This is a genomic window from Massilia sp. CCM 8734, assembly GCF_011682155.1.
GTDB lineage: Bacteria > Pseudomonadota > Gammaproteobacteria > Burkholderiales > Burkholderiaceae_D > Telluria_A > Telluria_A rubra.
Window position 1 is genome coordinate 1 of record NZ_WHJI01000061.1, and the last position, 20025, is coordinate 20025.

Annotated in this window: 28 protein-coding genes; 19 read left to right on the forward strand and 9 right to left on the reverse strand. The window is 61.6% G+C overall.

What is annotated here, in order from left to right; translation table 11 throughout:
* On the reverse strand, window positions 1–139 hold a 139-nt coding region (locus F2P46_RS33055; protein ID WP_229509556.1), incomplete at its 3' end, for a transposase.
* A 310-nt stretch (window positions 140–449) separates the two neighbouring features.
* Here F2P46_RS33055 and F2P46_RS33060 point away from each other — a divergent pair.
* The 10 genes from F2P46_RS33060 (at window position 450) to F2P46_RS33105 (ending at window position 10285) form a co-directional block, all read left to right on the forward strand.
* Window positions 450–2015: a S8 family serine peptidase gene (locus tag F2P46_RS33060; RefSeq protein ID WP_166898420.1), complete on the forward strand. Its 1566-nt coding sequence runs from the start codon at window positions 450–452 to the stop codon at window positions 2013–2015.
* Between the two features lie 98 nt (window positions 2016–2113).
* Complete coding sequence (locus F2P46_RS33065; RefSeq protein WP_229509554.1) at window positions 2114–3256, forward strand: glycosyltransferase; 1143 nt, start codon at window positions 2114–2116, stop codon at window positions 3254–3256.
* A 19-nt stretch (window positions 3257–3275) separates the two neighbouring features.
* The gene (locus tag F2P46_RS33070) at window positions 3276–3875 is read left to right on the forward strand and encodes an SRPBCC family protein (RefSeq protein WP_166898422.1); all 600 of its coding nucleotides are present in this window, start codon (window positions 3276–3278) and stop codon (window positions 3873–3875) included.
* Window positions 3876–3942: 67 nt separating this feature from the next.
* A complete protein-coding gene (locus F2P46_RS33075) occupies window positions 3943–6753 on the forward strand; it encodes a valine--tRNA ligase (RefSeq protein ID WP_166898424.1) in 2811 nt (936 codons plus the stop codon).
* 268 nt (window positions 6754–7021) lie between these two features.
* Window positions 7022–7819, forward strand: a complete 798-nt coding sequence (locus F2P46_RS33080) for a hypothetical protein (RefSeq protein WP_166898425.1) — start codon at window positions 7022–7024, stop codon at window positions 7817–7819.
* 106 nt (window positions 7820–7925) lie between these two features.
* Complete coding sequence (locus tag F2P46_RS33085; protein WP_166870354.1) at window positions 7926–8375, forward strand: DUF2147 domain-containing protein; 450 nt, start codon at window positions 7926–7928, stop codon at window positions 8373–8375.
* Window positions 8376–8418: 43 nt separating this feature from the next.
* Window positions 8419–8868 carry a hypothetical protein gene (locus F2P46_RS33090; protein ID WP_166898427.1) on the forward strand — a complete coding sequence of 150 codons (450 nt, stop codon included), beginning with the start codon at window positions 8419–8421 and terminating at the stop codon, window positions 8866–8868.
* A 2-nt stretch (window positions 8869–8870) separates the two neighbouring features.
* On the forward strand, window positions 8871–9059 hold the full coding sequence (locus tag F2P46_RS33095) for a hypothetical protein (protein WP_166898429.1): 189 nt from the start codon (window positions 8871–8873) through the stop codon (window positions 9057–9059).
* A 74-nt stretch (window positions 9060–9133) separates the two neighbouring features.
* Entirely contained in the window at window positions 9134–9502 is a 369-nt protein-coding gene (locus F2P46_RS33100; protein ID WP_166898483.1) for a VOC family protein, read from the forward strand.
* A 24-nt stretch (window positions 9503–9526) separates the two neighbouring features.
* Window positions 9527–10285 (forward strand): hypothetical protein, encoded by a 759-nt coding sequence (locus tag F2P46_RS33105; protein ID WP_166898430.1) that lies wholly within the window; start codon window positions 9527–9529, stop codon window positions 10283–10285.
* Window positions 10286–10305: 20 nt separating this feature from the next.
* Here the strand turns inward: F2P46_RS33105 and F2P46_RS33110 are convergent, their stop codons facing one another.
* From F2P46_RS33110 to F2P46_RS33130, 5 genes are all read right to left on the reverse strand, one after another.
* Complete coding sequence (locus F2P46_RS33110; protein WP_166898432.1) at window positions 10306–11772, reverse strand: radical SAM protein; 1467 nt, start codon at window positions 11770–11772, stop codon at window positions 10306–10308.
* Complete coding sequence (locus F2P46_RS33115; RefSeq protein ID WP_166898434.1) at window positions 11769–12533, reverse strand: prolipoprotein diacylglyceryl transferase; 765 nt, start codon at window positions 12531–12533, stop codon at window positions 11769–11771. Before F2P46_RS33115 ends, F2P46_RS33110 begins: the two co-directional genes overlap by 4 nt.
* Window positions 12530–12739, reverse strand: a complete 210-nt coding sequence (locus tag F2P46_RS33120) for a hypothetical protein (RefSeq protein ID WP_166898436.1) — start codon at window positions 12737–12739, stop codon at window positions 12530–12532. The genes F2P46_RS33115 and F2P46_RS33120 overlap by 4 nt, the downstream gene beginning before the upstream one ends.
* Before the next feature lie 196 nt (window positions 12740–12935).
* Window positions 12936–13163, reverse strand: coding sequence for a hypothetical protein (locus F2P46_RS33125; protein WP_166898438.1), 228 nt, complete (start codon window positions 13161–13163; stop codon window positions 12936–12938).
* 58 nt (window positions 13164–13221) lie between these two features.
* On the reverse strand, window positions 13222–13677 hold the full coding sequence (locus tag F2P46_RS33130) for a YaiI/YqxD family protein (RefSeq protein WP_166898485.1): 456 nt from the start codon (window positions 13675–13677) through the stop codon (window positions 13222–13224).
* Window positions 13678–13892: 215 nt separating this feature from the next.
* Between F2P46_RS33130 and F2P46_RS33135 the strand changes: the two genes are divergently transcribed.
* The 8 genes from F2P46_RS33135 to F2P46_RS33170 all read left to right on the forward strand — a co-directional run bounded on the left by F2P46_RS33135 (window position 13893) and on the right by F2P46_RS33170 (window position 17293).
* Window positions 13893–14312 carry a hypothetical protein gene (locus F2P46_RS33135; protein ID WP_166898439.1) on the forward strand — a complete coding sequence of 140 codons (420 nt, stop codon included), beginning with the start codon at window positions 13893–13895 and terminating at the stop codon, window positions 14310–14312.
* 59 nt (window positions 14313–14371) lie between these two features.
* The gene (locus F2P46_RS33140; protein WP_166898441.1) at window positions 14372–14566 is read left to right on the forward strand and encodes a hypothetical protein; all 195 of its coding nucleotides are present in this window, start codon (window positions 14372–14374) and stop codon (window positions 14564–14566) included.
* Window positions 14567–14734: 168 nt separating this feature from the next.
* On the forward strand, window positions 14735–15199 hold the full coding sequence (locus F2P46_RS33145; protein ID WP_166898443.1) for an SMI1/KNR4 family protein: 465 nt from the start codon (window positions 14735–14737) through the stop codon (window positions 15197–15199).
* A 95-nt stretch (window positions 15200–15294) separates the two neighbouring features.
* Window positions 15295–15594, forward strand: a complete 300-nt coding sequence (locus tag F2P46_RS33150) for a hypothetical protein (RefSeq protein ID WP_166898445.1) — start codon at window positions 15295–15297, stop codon at window positions 15592–15594.
* A 14-nt stretch (window positions 15595–15608) separates the two neighbouring features.
* Complete coding sequence (locus F2P46_RS33155; RefSeq protein WP_166898447.1) at window positions 15609–15995, forward strand: hypothetical protein; 387 nt, start codon at window positions 15609–15611, stop codon at window positions 15993–15995.
* 72 nt (window positions 15996–16067) lie between these two features.
* Window positions 16068–16532: a hypothetical protein gene (locus tag F2P46_RS33160; RefSeq protein ID WP_166898449.1), complete on the forward strand. Its 465-nt coding sequence runs from the start codon at window positions 16068–16070 to the stop codon at window positions 16530–16532.
* Between the two features lie 60 nt (window positions 16533–16592).
* Entirely contained in the window at window positions 16593–17120 is a 528-nt protein-coding gene (locus F2P46_RS33165) for a hypothetical protein (RefSeq protein ID WP_166898451.1), read from the forward strand.
* Window positions 17096–17293 (forward strand): hypothetical protein, encoded by a 198-nt coding sequence (locus F2P46_RS33170; protein WP_166898452.1) that lies wholly within the window; start codon window positions 17096–17098, stop codon window positions 17291–17293. Before F2P46_RS33165 ends, F2P46_RS33170 begins: the two co-directional genes overlap by 25 nt.
* A gap of 91 nt (window positions 17294–17384) precedes the next feature.
* Here the strand turns inward: F2P46_RS33170 and F2P46_RS33175 are convergent, their stop codons facing one another.
* Both F2P46_RS33175 and F2P46_RS33180 read right to left on the reverse strand, forming a co-directional pair.
* Entirely contained in the window at window positions 17385–17714 is a 330-nt protein-coding gene (locus F2P46_RS33175; protein ID WP_166898454.1) for a YnfA family protein, read from the reverse strand.
* A gap of 51 nt (window positions 17715–17765) precedes the next feature.
* Window positions 17766–18347, reverse strand: a complete 582-nt coding sequence (locus tag F2P46_RS33180; RefSeq protein WP_166898456.1) for a DUF4291 domain-containing protein — start codon at window positions 18345–18347, stop codon at window positions 17766–17768.
* 141 nt (window positions 18348–18488) lie between these two features.
* Between F2P46_RS33180 and yidD the strand changes: the two genes are divergently transcribed.
* Window positions 18489–18944, forward strand: coding sequence for a membrane protein insertion efficiency factor YidD (gene yidD / locus F2P46_RS33185; protein ID WP_166898457.1), 456 nt, complete (start codon window positions 18489–18491; stop codon window positions 18942–18944).
* A gap of 1 nt (window position 18945) precedes the next feature.
* Here the strand turns inward: yidD and ruvB are convergent, their stop codons facing one another.
* Window positions 18946–20010 carry a Holliday junction branch migration DNA helicase RuvB gene (gene ruvB / locus F2P46_RS33190; protein ID WP_166870337.1) on the reverse strand — a complete coding sequence of 355 codons (1065 nt, stop codon included), beginning with the start codon at window positions 20008–20010 and terminating at the stop codon, window positions 18946–18948.
* Window positions 20011–20025 lie beyond the last annotated feature (15 nt).

The window sequence follows — 20025 nt, forward strand, 5'->3', positions numbered from 1 at the left end:
CGTTGCGAGCGCACATGGGGCAGACGAATCCGTCGCGCCATCGAATCTTTTCCAGTGCCGCTTCGCACTGCGCTTGCGTCCCGTAGAGCTCCATGAATTGCGTCACACTCATGCCCGCCTGAAACTGAACCCGATTCATCGTTGCCATAATCTTCTCCCGCCTGCGCCACCACGGACGCATATGCAAAGTTGGACACGTAACGGCGACCGAAGTTCAGTTATGCTGAAGATCAGCGCTAATCACCAAACAATATCACCAATTCTCACATACCGCAGTGAGCGCACGACGAAAATTATAGTTTCCCATAAAAAACAACGTTTACCTCAAGGGTACAAGTATCTCGGTTGATTGCTCCAGTCGTTCCCCAATACACTGGATTTCTGGTCCGCAGGCGTGTCATTCTGCAATGCCTGCGGCAACCTTGAAACGATCTTTCCGGAGAACTGCCATGATGCACACCAAGCCTGAAATGTCCCCGATCGCCAGCGCGGTCAAACTGTTGTTGGCCAGCGTCGCCCTCGGCGTCGTCACGCACGCCTCGGCGGCGGCGGATACGACGCGGGTGATCGTCGCCTTCAAACCCGGCAAGGCGGCCATCGTCAAGGCGGCGGTATCCGGCGCGCACGGCGCGGTCAAGCACGAGATCCACGGCATGAATGCGATGGCGATCGAGGTGCCGACCCAGGCGCTGAACGGCCTGCTGCGCAATCCGAACGTGGACTACATCGAGGAAGACGTGGTGCGCAAGGCGTTCGCCCTGACCTCGGCGTCGACCGGCACGCCGTACGCCACCGGCCAGCTGGTTCCGTACGGGATCAAGATGGTGCAGGCCGACCTGCTGCCCGATACAAACGCCGCCAACCGCAAGGTATGCATCATCGATTCCGGCTACGACCGCGCGCATGAAGACCTGAGCGCCAACAGCGTCGCCGGCGAGTACGACGCCGGCACAGGCAACTGGTACACCGACGAAAACCACCACGGCACGCACGTGGCGGGCACCATTGCGGCAATCAACAACAGCGGCACCGGCGTGGTGGGCGTGACCGCCAACCGGCTCCTGAAACTGCACATCGTGAAGGTGTTCGGCGCGGCCGGGTGGGCCTATTCCTCGACCCTGGCCAGCGCCGCGAACAAGTGCGGCGGCGCCGGCGCGAACGTCATCAGCATGTCGCTCGGCGGCGGGCGCGCCAGCAAGACCGAGCAGCGCGCCTTCGATGCGCTGGCCGCCAAGGGTGTGCTCAGTATCGCCGCCGCCGGCAACGATGGCAACACGGTGGTCTCGTACCCGGCCGGCTACAGCAGCGTGATGATGGTCGGCGCGCTCGACGAGAACAAGGCCTGGGCCAGCTTCTCGCAGTACAACAGCAAGGTCGAAATCGCCGGCCCCGGCGTGGGCGTGCTCTCGACCGTGCCGATGAACAGCGGCAGGGCGCCGGCGCTGACGGTCGGCGCCACCGTGTACGCGCCGGGGTCGATGGATGGCTCGCCGGTGAAAACGGCGACCGCACCGCTGGCCGACTTCGGCCTGGGCGACAAGGTCAATGCCGCCGTCTCGGGCAAGGTGTGCCTGATCGCGCGCGGGACCATCGATTTTGCCGTCAAGGTGGCCAACTGCCAGAACAGCGGCGGCGTGGGCGCGGTGGTGTACAACAACGTGGCCGGCGCGTTTTCCGGCACGGTGGGCACGGCCACCCTGATCCCGTCGGTAACGGCATCAAGCCTTGAGGGCGCGCAGCTGAAAACCCAGCTGGGCCAGAGCGCCACGGTGGCGGTCAAGCCGGCCAGCTACGCCTACTTCGACGGCACCTCGATGGCGACCCCGCACGTGTCGGCGGTGGCGGCGCTGGTGTGGAGCTACTTCCCTGCGTGCAGCGGAACGCAAATTCGCAGCTCGCTCGGCAAGAGCGCGCTCGACCTGGGCACGGCGGGACGCGACACCAGGTATGGCTTTGGTCTGGTGCAGGCAAAAGCCGCCTACGAGCGCATCAAGTTACTCGGGTGCGGCAATTGATCTGAGGCGGGATCTGACGCAGGACCGTGCGGAGATGGTACGCTGATAGACTTTTGTTTATCCGGGGCGCGCCGCGCCCCTCCCCATCTCAGGCACGTATGACGAAAAAGATCTTGCTGTTAAGCGTTTCCGCCGGCGCCGGCCATATGCGCGCGGCCGAAGCGATTCGCGCCGCCGCCAACGCGGCGCCGGGCGGCGTCCAGGCGACCCACCTGGACGTGATGGATTACGTTCCTTCTGCCTTTCGCAAGATGTACACCGAGTTTTACCTCAAGCTGGTGAACAAGGCGCCGGCGCTGTGGGGCTACCTGTACCAGGCCAGCAACGATGCGCGCCCGGACAGCACCATGCAGCAGCTGCGGCGCGGCCTGGAACGCCTCAACACGCGCACGCTGATGACCGCCATCGAAGAGGCGCAGCCGGACGCCATCGTCTGCACCCACTTCCTGCCGGCCGAAATCCTGGCGCGCGCGATCCGCAAGCGCGGCTTTACCACCCCGGTATGGGTGCAGGTGACCGACTTCGACCTGCACCGCATGTGGGTACACGAGAACATGGCCGGCTACTTCGCCGGCAACGAGGAAGTCGCCTACCGCATGCGCCGCTGCGGCATTGCGCCCGAACGCATCCACGTGACCGGCATTCCGATCATGCCGGCCTTCGGCCAGGCGCTCGATCGCGCCGAATGTGCGCGCGAGTTCGGGCTCGCCCCAAGCACCACCACTTTCCTGTTGATGGGCGGCGGCGCTGGCCTGGGCAGCCTTGACACGGTGGCCGAACGCCTGCTGGCCCTGGAGGGCACGTTCCAGCTGATCGTCTTGGCCGGCAAAAACGCCAAGGCGCTGGCCGCGCTCAAGGTCCTGGCGACGCGTTTTCCGGGACGCTTGCTGGCGCAGGGTTTTACCGACCAGGTGGAACGCCTGATGGCGTGCGCCGACCTGGTCATCACCAAGCCGGGCGGGCTGACAAGTTCGGAATGCCTGGCCATGGGCCTGCCGATGATCGTCAATTCGCCGATTCCGGGGCAGGAAGAGCGCAACGCCGATTACCTGCTCGAACAGGGCGTCGCCCTCAAGGCGGTTGACGGGCCGACGCTGGAATACCGCATCGCACACCTGCTCGCGCATCCCGATCAATTGGCCGCCATGGGCCAACGCGCGCGCGCCCTGGGCCGCGCGCATGCGGCCGCCGATGTCCTCGACCATGTGCTGGCCAAGCCGGCAAGCACGCCATCGCATTGACCACATTGAAAACCGCACCATGACCAGACTCCTATTTGCCGCAACCATGTTCAGCGCCTGCGCCGGCGCGCTGGCCGACAGCGGCATCGACACCGCCAGACTGAGCGAGACGGAAGTCACCCTCGCCGACGTCAGCAAGGCCGGCCAGCCCGGCAAGGCCTTCATGGCCGCCACCATCATCAACGCGCCGCTGCCGACACTGTGCGCGATGATCCAGGATTACGCCGCCTACCCGTCCTTCATGCCGAACGTGGACAAGGTGGCGGTCGTGCGCAAGGAGGACGCGGCGCAGGTCGACATGACGCTCAAGCTGCCGCTCGGGAAGGTCAAGAAGTACCGCCTGCGCATGGAACCGAAGGTGTCCGCCGCGCAGTGCCAGCTGTCGTGGAAGATGCTGCCCTGGGCCGGCGTGAGCGCCGAGGAGTCGATTGCCGACACCACCGGTTACTGGCTGCTGGCGCCGCACGCGGCGGACAAGAACAAGACCGTGGTCAAGTACATGGTGTACACCGATCCGGGGCCGGTGCCGATGGGACTGGGCTGGATCGTCGACAGCATGAGCCGTGGCGGCATGCCCAAGACGCTGGAAGCGCTGCGCCAGCGCGCCGCCGCCCAATAAACGCCCGTCCCGGCTGCGCCCCGCAGTCCTCTATAATGAACGTTTTCGCAAAAATACACGACAAACCATGGAATTAGACAAATCTTTCGAGCCCGCCGACATTGAACGATACTGGCGCGCGGAGTGGGAAAAACGCGGCTACTTCGCCGCGACCACCGACGCCGACAAGCCGTCGTTTTGCATCCAGCTGCCGCCGCCGAACGTCACCGGCACCCTGCACATGGGCCATGCGTTCAACCAGACCATCATGGATGGCCTGACCCGCTACTACCGCATGCGCGGCTTCAATACCGCCTGGGTTCCGGGCACCGACCATGCCGGCATCGCCACCCAGATCGTGGTGGAGCGCCAGCTCGACGCGCAAAAAGTGTCGCGCCATGACCTGGGCCGCGAGAAGTTCGTCGCCAAGGTCTGGGAATGGAAAGAAAAATCGGGCAACATCATCACCGGCCAGATGCGCCGCATGGGCACCTCGCCCGACTGGTCGCGCGAATACTTCACGATGGACGAACCGCGCTCGAAAGTGGTCACCGACGTCTTCGTGCGCCTGTTCGAACAGGGCCTGATCTACCGTGGCAAGCGCCTGGTGAACTGGGATCCGAAGCTGGGCACCGCCGTATCCGACCTGGAAGTGGTGTCGGTCGAAGAAGACGGCTCGATGTGGTACATCCGCTATCCGTTCGCCGACGGCAGCGGCCATCTGACGGTGGCCACCACGCGTCCTGAAACGCTGCTCGGCGACGTCGCCGTGGCGGTCGATCCGACCGACGAGCGTTACGCGGCGCTGGTCGGCAAGATGCTCAAGCTGCCGCTGACCGAGCGCGAAATCCCGATCATCGCCGACGAATACGTCGACAAGGCTTTCGGCACCGGCTGCGTGAAGATCACCCCTGCGCACGATTTGAACGATTACGCCGTCGGCCAGCGCCACAAGCTGCCGATGATCTGCGTGATGACGCTCGACGCCAAAATGAACGACGAAGCGCCAGAAGCCTACCGTGGCCTGGACCGCTTTGTCGCGCGCAAACAGATCGTGGCCGACCTCGATGCGCAAGGCTTGCTGCAGGAAGTCAAACCGCACAAGCTGATGGTGCCGCGCGGCGACCGTACCGGCGTGATCATCGAGCCGATGCTGACCGACCAGTGGTTCGTGGCCATGACCAAGCCGGCCCCGGAAGGCACCTTCTTCCCGGGTAAATCGATCGCCGAAGTGGCGCTCGACAAAGTCGCCCAGGGTGAGATCAAGTTCGTGCCCGAGAACTGGAACACCACCTACAACCAGTGGCTCAACAACATCCAGGACTGGTGTATTTCGCGCCAGCTGTGGTGGGGCCACCAGATCCCGGCATGGTACGACGATGCCGGCAATATCTTTGTCGCCAAGACCGAAGAAGAAGCCAAGGCCAAGGCGCTGGCGGCCGGCGTGAGCGCGCCGCTGCGGCGCGACGACGACGTGCTCGATACCTGGTTTTCGTCGGCGCTGGTGCCCTTCTCCACCATGGGCTGGCCGGAAGAAACGCTCGACCTCAAGACCTTCCTGCCGTCGTCGGTGCTGGTGACGGGCTTCGACATCATCTTCTTCTGGGTGGCGCGCATGGTCATGATGACCGCGCACTTCACCGGCAAGGTGCCGTTCGAGACCGTGTACGTGCATGGCCTGGTGCGCGATTCGAGCGGCCATAAGATGTCCAAGTCGAAGGGCAATACGCTCGATCCGATCGACCTGATCGACGGCATCGATGTGGAAGCGCTGGTCGAAAAGCGCACCACCGGCTTGATGAATCCGCGCGACGCCGAAAAGATCGCCAAGGCCACGCGCAAGGAATTCCCGGCGGGGATCGCGGCGTACGGCACCGACGCCGTGCGCTTCACGATGGCCAGCTATGCTTCGCTGGGCCGCAACATCAACTTCGACCTGGGCCGCGCCGAAGGCTACCGCAACTTCAACAACAAGCTGTGGAACGCCACCCGCTTCGTGCTGATGAACACCCAGGAGAAGGATTGCGGCGTGCCGGCCGACGCCGACCTGTCGCAGGGCGACCGCTGGATTTTGTCGACCATGCAGCGCGCCGAGATGGAAGTGGCCAAGGGCTTCGACGACTACCGTTTCGATAACATCGCCTCGGCCATCCACAAGTTCGTGTGGTACGACTACTGCGACTGGTACCTCGAAATGGCCAAGGTCCAGATCCAGCACGGCAGCGAAGGCCAGCAGCGCGCCACCCGCAACACCTTGCTGCGGGTGCTGGAAGTGATCCTGCGCCTGGCGCATCCGATCATCCCGTTCGTGACCGAAACGCTGTGGCAGACCGTCGCGCCGCTGGCCGGCAAGACGCTCAACCCGGCCGGCGACTCGATCATGGTGCAGCCGTATCCGGAAGCCGATCCCGCGCTCATCGACGAGCGCGCGGAAGAGTGGATGGGCCAGCTCAAGGCGCTGACCGACGGCACCCGTACCCTGCGCGGCGAAATGAAGCTGCCGGAGTCGATGCGCGTGCCGCTGATCGTCGAAGCGGCTGATGCGGCCGACCGCGCGCGCCTGGAAAGCTATGCGGCCTACGTGCAAACGCTGGGCAAGCTGTCGGAAGTGAACATCGTCGACACCTTGCCGGAATCGCCGGCGGCGGTGGCGGTGGTGGGCGCGACCAAGCTGATGCTGAAGGTGGAAATCGATGTCGCCGCCGAGCGCGAGCGCATGTCGAAGGAAATCACGCGCATCGAAGGCGAAATCGCCAAGGTGAACGGCAAGCTGGGCAACGAGAGCTTCGTGGCGCGGGCGCCTGAGGCGGTGGTGGCGCAGGAAAAAGAGCGCCTGCTTGCGTTCTCGGCCACCATCGAGAAGCTGCGCGAGCAGCTAGCCAAGTTGCCGACCGCGTAAGCTGGCGTAACGGTGCGGCGCGCTTTTGCTTCTGCTGGTAAAGCAAAAGCGCGCTGTACGTACTGACTTATTCTCGTTCAGCGACGCTTGCCGTCGACAAACCCCCTGATACCCGGTTCCGGGCGCTCGCGCGGATCCGGCGTTCCCAGCGCGCATAACAACATCAATTAGCGGTTCACGCAGGCAAGCAACTTGCACAGCCCGCGGCATGGCCGTGATGGATTTCCATTGGCTGACGCGGTACGGCGATTTTTGAAAGAGAAATACCATGAAACAATCAGCTTATGCCATCGCCCTGTCCAGCGTCCTGATCGCCGGTTGCGGCGGCGGATCGTCCGATCACACTACCGCGCCGGCCATGGCGCCGGCGACGCCCGTGGTCGTGGCGCCAGCGCCAGTTCCGGTGGTGACGCCCGCGCCTGCCCCGGCGCCGGTATCGGGTACGTCGACGTCCGCCTCGCCTTCGTTCGCCGACTGCTTCCAGGTAACGCCTGGCACCCAATACACGACGTCCGATACCTACACCCACGTCGTTGTCCAGGAAATGTTCGAGGGCGTGATGGCCTACGGCATCGTGGAACTGCGCGATAACGGCGCGCGCCGTGGCGGTCCGTATTTCACGCTGGATAACAATGTCTACAGGATGCTGGGTGTAGGCCAGTACGACACGAGCGGTGCCCAGAACGGCAAGGACGTCTTTTCCAAGGAAGCGTCGTTCCCGCTGACGATGGTTGCAGGCCAGACGGTCATGGCCAACTACACCAACACCAGCACCAGCTGGCACCTCGATGTCGACAAGTCCGGCGCATCGCGCATGGTAACGAACACCGAGGTTGAGACACTGTCGGACGAATTGACCTTCGCCGGCTTCGACACGATCACCGTCGCCGGACGCCGGTTCGCCAACGCCTGCAAGATTGCCTTCCCTGGTTCGGTCGCAGGCCAGGTGTCGATGACGTGGCGCGCCAAAGGCTTCGGCTGGATCCGCACCGAAGAGCAGACCGCCCAAGGCACGCTGGTGCCCGGCACGCGCGTCGAGATCGTCAAGATCATCGCGGCGCCCTGAGCCGTCCCGGTAAGACCCACACAAGCTGATACAAAGTTGTGGGGTCAGTGCGATGCCGGTTTGCTACACTAGCAACGCTACATACACTAACAATACTGGAGACACCATGAAAGCACTGACAACAGCCACCCTGATCGCCGCCATGCTGGCCATGACGCCGGCAATGGCGCAGGAAACAGCGTCCCCGGTCGGCCTGTGGAAGAACATCGATGACGTGACCGGCAAGCCGAAGGCGCTGATCCGCATCAGCGAGAACAATGGCGAAATCCAGGGCAAGCTGGAAAAACTGTTCCGTCCCGAAGGCACCGAACAAAATCCCAAGTGCAACAAGTGCGAAGGCGTCAACAAGGACCAGCCGATCCTCGGCATGACGTTCATGAGCGGCCTGAAAAAAGAAGGCGACGAATACACCGGCGGCCAGATTCTCGATCCGGATAACGGCAAGGTCTACAAGAGCAAGCTGAAAGTCGTCGAAGGCGGCAAGAAGCTCAACGTGCGCGGCTATGTCGGCATGCCGATGTTCGGCCGCTCGCAAGTTTGGGTTCGCGAAGAATAAACACGCCGCGAAATCCTTCCTCCTGCTTGCCCTGTCCGCGCCCGTGCTCAGTTTCGCCGCCGCTCCTGCGGTATCCGGCGAGCCAGCCATTGGCTGGAGCTTCCTGCTGCCGGGCGGCTATCATGAGGGAGAAGCGCCGGTCCATCCCGGCGCCAGCTGGCTGGCGCGGGTGCCCGTCGGCAAACGCTGGGAACTGCTGCCGGCCAAGATCAGGAGCACGCGTGTCGAGGACACCATCTCCGATGAACCCGGCCAGCGCACGGGCGTGGCCATCGCATCGAGCCGAAAAAACGCACAAGCCCTGCTGCGCATGCCCTACCTGACCCCGGGTCCGCTCGAGGTAACAGACAACGACACCGGAGAAAACGGCGCGCTGATCGAGGCCGACAGCCCGGTCGATATCAGGTTCAAGGGCGTTGATTTCCGCATCGGGACGAAGAACAAGCGGGTTTTCCTGGTCAAGGGTGCGCAGCGCACGCCCTCAAGGAACTGAGCGTGGAACCGGGCATCGAGGCCAGTGTGAGCCTGCAATGGGCCGGCGACCTCGATCGCGACGGCCAGCTCGATCTGCTGATGGGCTACTCCGGGAACAACTCGTCGGGTTCTTGCCTGTTCTTGTCGTCGCAAAAAGCCAAAGGCTTCTTGTTGAAACACATTGCCTGCCACGGAGGAATTGGTTGTTGAGGCCGCGACGGCGCTTGCCCGCACATTGCCATTCAATTATGATTAAATGATTGTAACGACATGGAGCGAGCATGATCATCGACCATCTTGGCATTGCAGTGAGCAACAGCGAACACGCCAAGACCTTCTTCACCAAGGCGCTGGCGCCCTTGGGCATCACCGTCATCACCGAAGTCAAGGGCTGGATCGGCATGGGCAAGCAATCCAAGCCCGAGTTCTGGTTCGGCGAGCACAGCGCCACGCAAAGCCCAATGCACATCGCTTTCGTGGCCGACAGCCGCGAGCAGGTGCGCCAGTTTTACGCCGCCGCGCTTGAAGCGGGTGCGAAGGATAACGGCGCGCCGGGCATCCGCGCCCACTACCATCCGGACTATTACGGCGCCTTCGTCATCGGCCCCGATGGCCACAATATCGAAGCGGTGTGCCACACGCCTGACGCCTGACGGCCAGGGCCTCCTGTGTCACGCATGAGAAGGCGTCAGCCCGTCCCGCAGCGCGAGCGCGACATCGCTCGCCTGCGCGGCAAGCTCGAACGCGACAGCTATCCGCGCTTGCAGATGCTGCTGCTCGTTACACTCACCGGCGCGGCGGGCTTCCTGGCTTCCTTCCTGCTGCTGGCGGCCGGCATGCAGTCCATGTGGCTGCGCTATCCGGCATCGATCGCCGTCGCCTATCTCGTCTTCCTGTTGCTGCTGTGGCTATGGCTGCGCTGGCCCGGCGGCGATGCCGTTCTGCCGGACCTGACGCCGTCCGGGGGCGGCTCCGGCCCCTCCTGGAGCGGCGGCGGCGGCAGCTTCGACGGCGGCGGCGCAAGCGCCAACTTCGACTCGCCCGGCAGCGCGATCTTGTCCGACATCGGCGAGAACGGCATCGACAAAACGCTCGATGCGGTCGGCGACGCCGAAGACCTGCTCATTCCCCTGGCGCTGCTCGCGGCCCTGTGCGCCGCCCTCGGGGCCGCCATCTTCATGATGTTCTCGCTGGTGTCGTCGGCGCCGCTGCTGTTTGCAGAGCTGCTGGTCGACGGGCTGCTGTCGGCCAGCCTGTATCGGCGCCTTCGGGGTCTCGACCGCGTTCACTGGATCGAGGCGGCCATCCGCCGCACCCGCCGGGTATTCCTGGCGGCGGCGCTGATCATGGCCGTTGCCGGCGCCGGCCTGGCGCTGTACGCACCCGGAGCGCATTCCCTCGGCGAGGTCGTTGCCAGCAAACGCGCGCAGCGTTGACGCACGTCCCGCTGCGCGGTTTACTGCGCGCCGATCGGAATGACCTTGCGCACGCTTGTGCGCTGCGCGGTCTGCTGCGCGATGCTGGCGCGGATCGTGGCCAATTGCTCGCCGCTGCGGTACAGCAGGTTATAGCTTTCGAACGGGATCATCTTCCCGTCCGGCTGCGCAAAGTGGATGCATGATTTTTTCAGCGCGCGCACGTCGAGCGAATACGCGTCCATGAACTGCACGATCAGCACGCGGAACACATTGTCGTAACTGAGGCCGACCGGCGCGTCGATCAACGGCAGGCAGCACATCAACTCCGACAGGCAGTTGGCCTGCGACTCGGGCGAATGATTGGTCGCGAACAGTTTGAAGATGTGCTCCTTCATGCTCTTTTTCAGCGTCTCGTCGCGCTCGAAGACGATGGTGTTGCTGCTGCCTTCGACCAGCGTTTGCGGATCGAGGTAGCGCGTCAGCGGCACCACCTGATCGCCCGTCTTGAGCGCGTACGCCATGGCCAGCGTATCCGGATTGCAGGGCACCGGCACGATATCGGCCAGCGTGAACAGGGACGTCTGTTCGGTGATCTTGCGGCGCACTTCCGACACCGTCAGCCGGTGCACGCGCGGATCGTACCGTTCCACCCGGCCGGCATCCTGGATCGGCTGCAAGGTCACGCCGCGCACGCAGGGCTGGGTCAGCGCGAAATCGATGATGGCACCGATTTCGTCGTCGTTGAGGCCCTTCTTGAGCGTGACCACCAAAGTGGTCGACAAGTGCGCCGCGTTCAGGTTGGCCAGGGCCTGCGCGCGGATGCGGGTCAGGTCGGCGCCACGCAGCGCCTTGTGCACGTCGCTGCGCAGGGAATCGAACTGCAGGTACACCTCGATGCCGGGCGCGTAGGTGGCCAGGCGACGCGCGAAGGCCGGGTCCTGCGCCAGCACAATGCCGTTGGTGTTGACCATCACGTGCTTGATCGGGCGCGCCTTGGCCGCGTCGAGAATGTCCCAGAAGCGCGGGTGCAGGGTCGGCTCGCCGCCGGAGAGCTGCATCACGTCCGCTTCGCCCTCGTTGGCGACGACCGCGTCGAGCATCTTGATGATGTCGTCGAAGGGTTTGTGCTGTTCGCGGTGGGTGCCGCTTTCGGCGTAGCACACGGGGCAGTTCAGGTTGCAGTTGTCGGTGATTTCGACGATCGACAAACAGGAGTGCTGCATGTGGTCGGGGCACAGGCCGCAGTCGTACGGGCAGCCGTATTGCATCGACGTGTTGAAGGTCTGCGGCATCTCGGGATGCTTGACGAAGACTTCGCGGCACAGGCGGTAGTAATCGACATCGTCGCTCACCAGCACCCTTTCGGCGCCGTGCGCGCTGCACCATTTGTCCATGAAGACGTCGCTGCCCTTGAAGATGATCTTGGCCTCGACCGGATGCAGGCAGGTGGAGCATACCGAGGTGGTGGTGTCGTAAAACAGGTAGGGTCGGATTTTCCGGCTCATGGTTCGATCGCTTTCAGTGGCGCCGGCCCGCCGAGCTGCCTGGCGAGTAAAGGGAGATAACAAAGTAGCGCGGCCACGCACACCAGCTGCACGCCGCCCAGGCCCGCGCCGTAATCGTAGCGCAGCGGTTTGATGGCGTCGACGGCAAGGCGCCAGAGCAGGTAGCCGGACAAGAACAGCTTGAACATCAGGCCCGGTTTGTCGCGCCAGCGCGCGCGCAACGCCAGCAGCAGGCCGCCCCACGCGAGCACGAACAGGATGTCATACAGCTGGGTGGGGTGGCGCGCAATGCCGTCGCCGAAATCGACGCCCCACGGCAGCGCGGTGGCCTTGCCGTAGGTGCCGTCGTTCAGGCCCGCGAGAAAACAGCCGACGCGCCCAAGCGCGATGCCGACCATCAGCGGCAGCACGAACTGGTCACCGGTGGAGTGGTGCTGGCCGGTCAATTTCTTGGCGATTTCCACACCCAGCAAGCCGCCGAGCAGGCCGCCGACAATCGACGTTCCAGACATCCAGACGCTGATGGTACCCGCCTGCGCGGCCCACAGGTGCGGGTACTCGATCCAGAACACCAGCTTGTTGCCGATGGCTGCGCCGAGGATGCAGCCGATGACCACAGCGTAGCCGCTGTTGCTCAGGATACCGCTGGCGCCGGCACGCGCGCGCTGGCGCCGGTACAGTTGCATGCCGACGGCAACCGCCGCCCATTCGAACAGCAGGTGTACGGCATGGGCGGCGCCGGGGGACAGGGGGAGCGTCATTGCTCCGACTGCGGCGGCGCCGGCGGCGCGCCTGTCTTGCGCAAGCGGCGGTAGATACCCCAGCCGAGCATGGCGGAAAGGGTCACGCCGATGAGCCCGAAGACGAGCAATTCGTTCGCTGCCGCGGGTCCGGAGTGTGCGGCAAGATACAGCCTGAGCACGCCACACGCGCCGATGCCGACCATGGCGATCAAGGCAATCAACAAGACGACGGTGCGTAGAAAGGACACAGCTGCCTCACGAGAAAATGTGCGTTCACGATGGGGACCTCGGAAAACCTACTGCGCAGCGCAATTTTCGCCCTGCGATGCTCACCGTGCCTTCGTACGGTTGCGCTTCTCGAACGAAACTTGCGCCGCTCGCTACGGTTTTTCGAGGTCCCCGATGGTAGCGAACGCCGGCTCACTTACCGGATGCGCTGAACGCTCTATACAGCTTTCTACCAAGAAACCAGGCAAGCGTGGCGAAGATCGCCAGCCCAGCCAGGCCCATGAAAAAAGTTTCATCGAACATGTTTGCCGCATCGGCGTATGGCCGGAAACCGATCATCACGCCGAGCACCCCGCACAACCCGAAGCCGACCATGGCAAGCACGGCGACCAAGATGCCAAAAATACGTAAGACCTTCATGGTTGCCTTTGCAGAAGTCGTCGCTGTTCATCGGAACGTGCCGTAATTGTACGCCGGTTCAGGGGCGTTTGACGTGACGCGCCAGATGGCGGTCGAGCTGGTTGGCGAAGTTCTGGCGGTCGGCCTGGCCGAAGGGTGCCGGGCCGCCGGTGTCCACGCCGCTGCCGCGCAATTCATCCATGAACTTGCGCATGGTGAGCATCTGCGCGATGTTGTCGTTGGTATAGAACTCGCCGCGCGGGTTGAGCGCAAAGCCGCCCTTGAGCAGCACGTCGGCGGCCAAGGGAATGTCGCCCGTCACCACCAGGTCACCTGGATTAAGCAGGCGCACGATTTCGGCATCGGCCACGTCGGCCCCGGACGGGACCTGCACCGCGCGCACGAAGCGCGACGGCGGAACCCGCATGAGCTGGTTGGCGACCAGGGTCACGTTCAGTTGCAGGCGCTCGGCCACGCGGTACAGGATGTCTTTGATCACGACCGGACAGGCATCGGCATCGACCCAGATTTGCATCATCTTCAGTTCTTTCTTAGCGGGTTGGCAGCGGGTGCGCGAAGTATAGCGCCTCGCCTTGGCGCGCCGCCTTGGCGCGCCGCCTTGGCGCCTTGGCGCGCCCCGTTGGCACCACCTTGAAACATGTGTTATCTTCCGACAAGTTTAATAAAAATCATGCAATTTTTCCTTTGAACCATGCCGGACACGAGTCCGTCGCACCATGCGGAGTCCGGATGTTACTTCTACAGGCGCTCGCCTTCCTGGCGGGCCTGGCAGCCCTGTTCGCCACTTCGCTGACCTTGCTGCCGCCGGCGCAACTGCATCCGTTTGCGGGCGGCGCGACCTTGCTGGTCATGGGCGCCGGCATTCTCGCCTTTGCTTGCGGATACTTTTTCTTCGCCGTGGTCGGTTATCGAACCCTGCGCTCGGCCTGGCGGCGCACACTGGCGGTGCTGATCGTACTGTTTCAATTGATCGCGGGCAGCGCCATGATCTACCGTTATCCCGAGCCTGCCGTGCTGGGGGTGATGCTGCCGCTGCTGTGCATGTCGATCTTCATGTTCACGTCCTTCGTGTGGCCGGCCAAACGCGACCCTGGATATCGTCCACGACGCTGGCGCGAGCGGGCAGACGAGATGCCGCCGCCTAAGTAAGCGCCCTTGATACGCGCGCGCTTGCAGGTCATACTCGACGATCTGCGACAATACCGGGCTTGCCTTTCATGAAAAATCCTCTTCTCACCGCTGTGGTGTGCTTCCTCCTGGCCGGCGCGCTGTTTTTTGCGATGTCATCGAAGGAATATGCGGCCGGGTTTGCGCTGGCGGGGATGTTTTTCGCGCTCACGGCGGGAAAAAAAATCCTGATGCGAAACCGGAAAAACCCGCCATCATCCGATGCGCCCGACTGACAGATCAGCGCTATCAGCACGTCGAAACAATGGCGTGCCTGGATTCTGTCGGCGTCGACGTGATCTTTCCGCTTGAAAGAAATTAACTCACCACGAGCACGCGCACGCGCACGCCGATTTTCCGGCACAGGCGCTGTGCAATCGTTTCAGGAATTGACGAGGATAACAATGGATATTGCACGACTCAAGATAAATCACCGGGGGGAACCGGTTCCCGGCTTCAGTGGAGATGAGGCGTTGTTCGACAAGGTAGCGCATGCGATCGGAGCGGCGCTGCCTGAAGACTACTTGAAGTTTATTAAAATCGCCGATGGCGGCCATCCCGAGATTGGCGTCATTTTTTTGAACGATGGAATTGACGATAATAGCTTTGACGTCAACGTTTTTTATTCATTTTCCAACAGCGACCATCCATGCGTGCAAAGAGCGATTGATGACTGGGGGCGTGTGTTGGGAAAGAAGATTTTACCCATCGGCGAGGATGGCGGTTCAAATCAGTTTTATCTGGACTTGAATGACAAGCCAGCATCGGTGTGGATCTATCTTCATGATGAGGGTGGCGCGCGGGTGAAGTTGGCGGATAGTTTTACTCAGTTTATCGAGCAACTGACGTCAGACCCGGATTTTATTTAGGAAATTCACTGAACATCCGTTCAGGCAGCGATCAGGAGAGCGTTATCCCCATACCAAATCATGGCCCAGACCTCACATTTTCCCTGAAAATTGAATTGCTCATTGATGAGCATATTTTATTCGACATCATTCACCGCTCATTGCCGGGCAGCGAGCGCAGTGGCGGATATGTAAAATATGCGAACAATGTCATGACCTTGTACCGGAATTCTTTCAGCAATACCGAAAAAGCCAGAACTGGGCCGGAGGCGTGGATGTACTACGCCTACGATCTCGACGTTTTTCCGGTTGAAAACGTCGACTTGGAGAATCAAAAAGCGCTGGCCAAAGAATTGAGTGCGATCGTGGAGAAAGTGAATGGCATTGTCGACCTGGTTGCCGAATTTGATATGTAGGATAGAGAGCATATATGGATTTTGACAGGGCTGTTGTTATAGCTGCCGCAGAGTATTTAATACGGCATCCGGCGAGCACGCTTCCGGAATGGTTTAACGAGTGCGTCACCGTGCAGGGAAGTCCGACCAAAGAGAATCAATGGCGCATAACATATAGTTTATTGCCGATATTTGAATTGGGGCCTAACCAACATTGGGAAGACATGAGTGGCCGCCGCGTTCTGGTACAGGTGGACCCAAAGACGATGAAGAGTAGTTTTTTCATTCATTGGCACGGAGCGCCGCCAATTGAATTTTTCAAGATAGTGATCAGTAAAATCGATGAATCGGCAGAGGTTATACTGGACAATGACATTTCTCATATTGATGTCGCCACGCTTGATCGTCTCGTCGCAAAATAGATTGCGTAGCGGAGCGCGGAGAATCCGTATCGGCTAATGTAGAGCGGTCCTGCAGCGGAAAGGCGTGAAAAAATGAGTTACGGCTACGACTATATCGTCGGGAACATGAAATGTGCTTTTTGCGATTCCGTCTCGAAAGCCGACAGTTGCACTAACTTACAAACCAAAATTTGTGTGCGCGCGCAGTTGGAAAGCTACACAATCGGGTCGAGGCTGGATCTGGATACGTGCATCCCGGACTGCGGCTATGTGTGCCTTATTCAGCCAACAATATCCAGCTCGTTCAATTTCATCGATTTTTGGGGATGCAGTGCATGCACACGTATTAACGGGGTCAACATCGAACTGGAAGAGAGCGTCATCATCTGCATGACATGCATTTCGCCTTCGGACACTGTTATTGAGGGCGTCAACTACATTTCCGACGACTATGATCTGTATGGCTGGGGGATTTGTGGCAGCGTCATTCACCGGGGTGTCGTTGATCTTGAAACAGGAGAATTGATGATTTCGGACATAAATCTTTCAGAAAAGTAATCATCGTCCAGCATCCCGCAGGCACTGTCCATCCCGCCTTCACTGAAAAACGGTAAACCAATGTATGTTTTCCACCCTCTTCTTGTCGCATTGCTCGGAATGATTTTCTTCCTGCCTGCCTGTGGAAAATTACAAGCGGTGGTTGATGTGGCCGAGCCCAAGGTATCAGTGGGTTTGGGAATGACGGCGAGCGACGTCGCGCGGGATTCAGCCAGCCGCGTCATTTTTCATGAGGTCATGCCTGATGGAATGCGTTCGGAATATCATGAGGATTTTGCTCATGAGTTGCGCTACGTCCATCCTGTTCGTGGTTTTTCGATTTCCGGAATGGAATCGATCGCCATGATCATGGAAAATAGCGCCGTCAATCACATCGACGACAGGCCAAGTTCGAGGATGATGTCCCTGGATGCCGGGCTGGCGTGGTGCGAGAGGACTGCGGCCATCATTGACAAGGCGGGCTGGACGCGAGACAAAGACCGAACGACGTTTTTTATTCAGGCGAGACCCAGCGCAGTTATCCGTCAATGCAAGCAGTGCGGGCCGCATTCGTCGATACTACCTTGGAAAGCCCGCTCCAGCGCGTGAAGATGGTAAGCTGGAAAAATGAGAAGCGCATCATTTCCATTGAACTGGAACGCAAACGGTATCGGGATGCGCCGTCTGGCGCGTTATCGGATGAGATCGCGTACATGGTGACGCTGTCGATCTACGACGATTTTCTGACGCCGTTCCTGGAAGCGACTACCCCACGCCCGTGAGCCAGGCTTGATGAGCGGACCAAGAAAATTCATGCGATAAAATCTACATCGGCGCAGCACGGCGCGAGGATGGTAGTTTCTGTTTCGGAACTTACTGGGATGGTTGCAAGGCGATGATGGCCATCCCGACCAGCGCCAGTGCCGCCCCTGCATAATCGTGAGGCGTCAACGCCACACCATCGACAAATCGCAACCATAACAAGGCGACGCAAATGTAAGCTCCGCCGTAAGCGGCATAGGTGCGGCCGGCCGCTGCGGGGTGCAGCGTCAGAAGCCAGGCGAACAGGGCCAGCGACAGGGCCGCCGGGATCAGCAGCCACATGCTTTTGCCTTGCTTGAGCACCAGCCACGGCAGATAGCAGCCGACGATTTCCGCCAGCGCCGTCACGAAGAAGAGTACGGCCAACTTCAAGATATCCAAGCCATCGTCCTTCCCTGTTTGCGCGAGCCCGGCGCAGCGAGACCGCCCCGCCTATCGATATACCCGCTCCACCGGCAGCCTGGCGCGCGCCTCGTCCAGCCGCCCCGCCTGCACCAGCGCATGAATCTCGTGCGCCAGCGGTGTCACGTCGGTGATGACGCGCACCCACTGCGTAACGTACAAGCTCACCGCCTCCTTGCTCAGCCCGATCTGGATCGAGCGGTATCCCAGCTTGTGCAGATGCATGTCGCGCTCCGGGTCCCACTGAATGCGCACCGGATACCGATCCTTGTTGAGCTCGACCGGACCCTCGGCATCCCCTTCCGCATGGCTCAGGCAGCCGTGCTCCAGCGCCCATGCGAACCCGTCCCGGCTGATATCGATCGCCAGGATGCGCCGCTGCCCGTCATCCTTGAAACCCCATCCGGCGCGATACATCATCCACAAGAACGATGGCTTGATCCAGGTCATGCGCTCCATCTTGAATGGCGGCGAAACGAAGGTTCCCCTGGCAAGCGCAGCCTCGGCAACCTCGTTCGAATAGGCTTGGTAGACGCGGATGGTGGCGTCGTCATACACGGCGCGGATCTGGCGCTGAGGCACCTCCGGCGTCTCTTCAATGGCTGTTTGCATGCGATGACTCTCCTGTTTTACGGTAGGTAAACCTCGTAAATACCTGCTTGTTCTGGAAGAGTCGGAAGGACATACTCCCAAAAAACATTGTTTCCTGAAATCAAAACAGGCGCCGCGTCCAGCGTTGGCGACATGCCCACCATGATGAAAACACTCGCACTCTCGGCGATCGGTTTCTACCAGCGTCATCTGTCACCCTACAAGGGTTTTTGCTGCGCCTACTGCGCCTACACGGGCAACGCCAGCTGCTCGGCCTTCGGCGCGCGCGCCATCCGCCGCTATGGCGTGTGGGATGGCATGGCGGTGCTGGGTGGACGCCTGCGCAAATGCGGCGTCGCCTACCGCCGCTATCGCCCGCCTCCAGCGCCGCCAATGCGCCCGCTGCTGGTGCGGCCAGGCCAGGCCGGCGATTGCGTGCCTTGCGACTGCTCGGTCGACCTGCCCTCCCCCGGCGACGCCTGCAACGCCTGCGATACGGTGTCCGATTGCGTCGACGCCAAAGACTGCTGGGACTGGTGGAAGGATCGCCGCAAACAGCGGGAGGAAGAAGAACTGATCTACATTCCGCCCCAGTCCGACTGGCGCGACCGGCGCTGATTTACGGAGCCAGGTTGTCCCACAAGTCGCCCGTCGGGCTGGTGCGCGGGGCGGCCAGGCCGAAGTGCTGGTAGGCCAGCGGCGTGGCGATGCGTCCGCGCGGGGTGCGCTGCAAATAGCCCTGCTGGATCAGGTACGGTTCCAGCACGTCTTCGATGGTATCGCTCTCCTCGCCGATAGCCGCCGCCAGGTTGCCGATGCCGACCGGCCCGCCGCCGAACTTGAACAGCACCGCTTCGAGCAGTTTGCGGTCCATCACGTCAAAACCCACCGAGTCGACATCGAGCATGACCAGCGCGGCGTCGGCCATCGGCTTGGTGATTTCACCGGTGCCCTTGACCTCGGCGTAATCGCGCACCCGCCGCAGCAGGCGGTTGGCGATACGCGGCGTGCCGCGCGCGCGCAAGGCGATTTCGCGCGCGCCTTCTTCGACAATCGGCGCGTTGAGCAAAGACGCGCTGCGCGTGACGATGCGCGTCAGTTCGGCCGTGTTATAGAACTCGAGCCGCGCCACGATGCCGAAGCGGTCGCGCAGCGGATTGGTCAGCATGCCGGCGCGCGTGGTCGCGCCGACCAGCGTAAACGGCTGCAAGTCGAGCTTGACCGAGCGCGCCGCCGGCCCTTCGCCGATCATGATGTCGATCTGGTAGTCTTCCAGCGCCGGATACAGGATTTCTTCCACCACCGGCGAGAGGCGGTGAATCTCGTCGATGAACAGCACGTCGTTCGCTTCGAGGTTGGTCAGGATCGCGGCCAGGTCGCCCGGGCGCTCGAGCACCGGGCCGGAGGTCTGGCGCAGGTTCACGCCCATTTCACGCGCAATGATGTGCGCCAGCGTGGTCTTGCCCAGCCCCGGTGGCCCGAACAGCAAGGTGTGGTCGAGCGCTTCGCGCCGCTTGCGCGCCGCCGAAATGAAAATCTCGAGCTGGCCGCGGATTTTCTCCTGGCCGACGTATTCGTCGAGCTGCTTGGGCCGCAGCGCGCGTTCAATCGCCTCTTCGTTGGGCGACGCGGGCGTGGGCGCAATGATGCGCTGCTCGCTGAAATCGTCGGTCTGGATACTCATGAATGCACCTTAGAT